Annotated in this window: 5 protein-coding genes; 3 read left to right on the forward strand and 2 right to left on the reverse strand. The window is 49.1% G+C overall.

Annotated elements, in window-relative coordinates; translation table 11 throughout:
* Nucleotides 1-326 precede the first annotated feature (326 nt).
* Nucleotides 327-599, forward strand: coding sequence for a hypothetical protein (locus tag Q0991_RS00005; protein ID WP_299484449.1), 273 nt, complete (start codon nucleotides 327-329; stop codon nucleotides 597-599).
* Between the two features lie 209 nt (nucleotides 600-808).
* A complete protein-coding gene (locus Q0991_RS00010) occupies nucleotides 809-1,183 on the forward strand; it encodes a VOC family protein (RefSeq protein ID WP_299484450.1) in 375 nt (124 codons plus the stop codon).
* A 191-nt stretch (nucleotides 1,184-1,374) separates the two neighbouring features.
* Here Q0991_RS00010 and Q0991_RS00015 read toward each other — a convergent pair whose 3' ends face one another.
* Complete coding sequence (locus tag Q0991_RS00015) at nucleotides 1,375-1,578, reverse strand: hypothetical protein (protein ID WP_299484451.1); 204 nt, start codon at nucleotides 1,576-1,578, stop codon at nucleotides 1,375-1,377.
* Between Q0991_RS00015 and Q0991_RS25005 the strand changes: the two genes are divergently transcribed.
* Nucleotides 1,498-1,803 (forward strand): GNAT family protein, encoded by a 306-nt coding sequence (locus Q0991_RS25005; protein WP_366524856.1) that lies wholly within the window; start codon nucleotides 1,498-1,500, stop codon nucleotides 1,801-1,803. The genes Q0991_RS00015 and Q0991_RS25005 overlap by 81 nt on opposite strands.
* Before the next feature lie 259 nt (nucleotides 1,804-2,062).
* Here Q0991_RS25005 and Q0991_RS00020 read toward each other — a convergent pair.
* Nucleotides 2,063-3,416 (reverse strand): histidine decarboxylase (locus Q0991_RS00020; RefSeq protein WP_299484452.1); only part of this gene is annotated, 1,354 nt, incomplete at its 5' end.

The following is a 3,416-nucleotide window of genomic DNA, read 5'->3' on the forward strand; positions in this document are numbered from 1 at the left end:
GCAACTGAAACCCCATAAACGACTCAATTACCAGAGAGGCATGAGGGCGCTATCACTGATTCAGACCACATTGTGAAACCCTTGTCATCCCCAAAGAGATATATGACACTTCAGTTTTGCGACTGAAATGTCTGAGTCTGGCTGATTGGCGAGCTTGACCTAACAGACGTGGAGGTTGATTCTGGGCAACAGGGGGGAGTGGATGCTTGACGCAATAGGGTCGAAAATTGGGGTGTTATCTGACAATGTGTCGCTTTTCTACCCAAATCAGGGGTATTAGACAACACTCGACATATAATTCTTTTGAGGGTGCTGTTATACGACGAATGAGTGACTACATTGAGCTAATTGCCAAAAATCAGGCTCTTCTCCAAGAGCAAATTGACTCATGGCCATTAAAAGTTCAATGGATTAAAACAGTATCGATTTCAGAAAACCATTTCGCAAATGAACTCAGGGTTAATGGCCGGAGTGGGATCACCTATCTAACTGGAAAATACAAAACTGAATTTATCAAATTGCTAGATACTTTAAGACCTTCTGCTGACGTAAATTTGGTTAGCCTTCGTAAAGGCGATATCATGCGAACAGTGCTATGAACAGTGCTTAAGTGCTTAAGAAATTTTGGCGGTCGCCTCTAGTTTATAGCCCTTTTCAGTTCTGTGCTGTGGTCTACCAAGGGACTGCAAGGGACGCTCGAAATACACTTCGTCAGCTTTTAGATTAACTCTCGCGCCTCAGAGGTCAGTCTTTTAGGCGGCAAAACCAACAGCCGAGAAATGTGATGACAACAGCTAGACCATTTCTTATGTTTCAAGGAGGTGTTGCGCAGGCAGCATTGGATCTGTATTTCTCCACTTTCCCGGACTCCGGCATAGTGCGTGTCGAGAAATACACCGAGAGCGAGCCTGGTCCGGTCGGAACTATCAAGGTAGCGGTGTTCACGCTTTGTGGGCGTGAGTTCATGTGCTCCGACAGTCCGATTGAGCACGAATTTTCGTTTACTCCGTCAAGTTCCACGTTCGTAGAGTTTGATTCGCTGGAGGAGCTTGAGCGCGCATTTAGCGTTCTGTCCGAGCAGGGTGACGTATTGATGCCACTCGACAATTACGGATTTAGCCAAAAGTTTGGCTGGGTCAATGATCGGTTTGGCGTGTCATGGCAACTCAACGTTGCCGCCTAACAAATCGTTGCAGTCGGACGTCAAAACCGCTGCGCGGCTTTGACGCCGCTGCACTCAAGCGTTATGCAGACAAACCACTACCATGATCCGTGGCATAAAAACAACGCTTCGTCCTGCCTGCGAAGATGACCGCCGGGATATTTATACGTGGCTTGTCGCGTCTGATGTCACGCCATTTATGATGGGGCCACCTACCTATCCAGACGTAGCGATTCCCACTTGGAACGACTTCTGCAGTGATTATATGCCGCACTTCTTCGATGGATCGCGCCTGCACTTTCATCATCGAAGTCGATGGTCAACCAGTTGGGCACATCAATTACGATGGCCTTGATGCCGAGCGATCGATTGCGGAATTGGACATCTGGATGCGATCGCAAGTCTGCTGCGGTCATGGATACGGAATGGATGCAATGGTGGCGTTGATGCGCCACTTGCACGCACATTTTGCGGTTGAAATGTTTATCGTTCGACCTTCGCGTCGCAATCAACGAGCTGTCCGCGCATACAAAAGGGCTGGATTTCGATCATCCTCATTGTTGCCTGCAGATCAAACGCGCATCTATGGTAACGGGGATTACTCCGATACAATTACACTTGAACTCAAAATATCCGCATAACACTCCATTGCACCGGAGCTACGGGTCGCGCAGGTTTGAAATCAACGTCGTTTGTCGCTGCCCAGTGAACGGGGGTGTCATGCCACTAACAAAAATGTGGCCGCGAGGCATTGAATGGGGCACAAAATCCTAAAAGACCACGCGTAGGTTTTCTGCCAGATGCTTATGAGCTGGCGAATGGCGGCTGATCTTTCGACAGATAGCAAATGAGGACTACCAACTGTAAGTGTGAAGTTCTTGAATTGATCTTTCCTGGGGATTATTGCATAACCACCTGATCCGAGAGTAGGATTTGTAATTGCGTATGCTGGTCTGAGGCAATTTCAACGAGGGCACTTCCTTGGCCCCGCCATACGAGACGAACGCTACGGATTGAGATCGCATGGTCTCGGCATTTTTTCATCAGCTCAGCCAAGGCACCAGGCTTATCGGCTAGCTTCACTAACAGCGCATCTTGACTAACAGTTTGGTAGTCTGCCTGGGTCAGCATTTGGGTCGCAGCATCCGTATTAAAGGGACGATACTGACCATGACATCGACCAATATCCAAATGCTCATTCAGAATCTGCAAGGCCCGCTCCCGATCATTCACCTTCAGTTGAATAATGCTCCCGCCTGCCGCTTTGACTGCCGTAATATCCTCAATGGAAATCCCCGCTGCGGCCAAAGCCATAGAGACCTGAGTCAGCAGATGATCCTCCGAAGCTCCCACCAACGTAATCTCATCATTGGCCTTTCCTAAACCAGCCTCACAGACAGGGAGTTCTGTCATTGATGGGGCAGCAGGGGGTTCCAGGGATTGAATATCTGCTATGAGCTGATCGATCTGCTCTTTTACCACATGGGGCATAGCAATTAAGTGAGTGAGGGAGCCATTACAAGCCAACTGCCAGCGCTGGGTGACTGTGGGCGACGGACGATCAAACACCACAATGTTGGAGTAGGGATGTCGCCAGGCGTTGCGATCAAGCTGGTTGAGTTGAGCAATAGCATAGTCCGCCATCTTGAGACAATCTGGTATAAGCTGCTTAAATCCAGCCACCCCTACTGTGTGGAACGCATACCACAGAAAGAGTGGGGTTATTCCATTCCGGGAACCACTAAGCGTCGTATCCAAGGTGCCAATGTATTCCACACTTTGGGCAATCCGATCAACATGGCCTTTTTTCGCTAACACCACGCCACAGGGAATGGGAGAACCAATCATCTTATGTCCACTGATGGCGATGCTATCAATGCCATCTGCAAAGTTCCAAGGGGGTGGCGCTTCAATGAAGGGGAGAATCATTCCCCCTAAGGCAGCATCAGCATGAAGATAGTGACGCTTCAGAGCCAGGTCTTGAAAAATGGTTTGAATCCCCACTACATCATCTACTGCCCCTTTCATAGTGGTCCCGATAGTGGCACAGACAATGGCAGGGACATCTCGGTGAATCCGCAAGGTCTCTCGGAGGTCATCCAAGTCCATTGACCCATCAGGTTGGCTCCGAATCATGATGCTGTCTAAGTTCAGGCAGCGCAGAATTTTGTCGATGGAGTAATGGGCATCCTGGGAATAGTAAACGATTCCCCCCGGCATTAACTCCCGAGCCAAAAATAGACCATAGTGGTTG

Origin of the sequence: Acaryochloris sp. IP29b_bin.137 (assembly GCF_028285745.1) — a bacterium.
Classification (GTDB): domain Bacteria; phylum Cyanobacteriota; class Cyanobacteriia; order Thermosynechococcales; family Thermosynechococcaceae; genus Acaryochloris.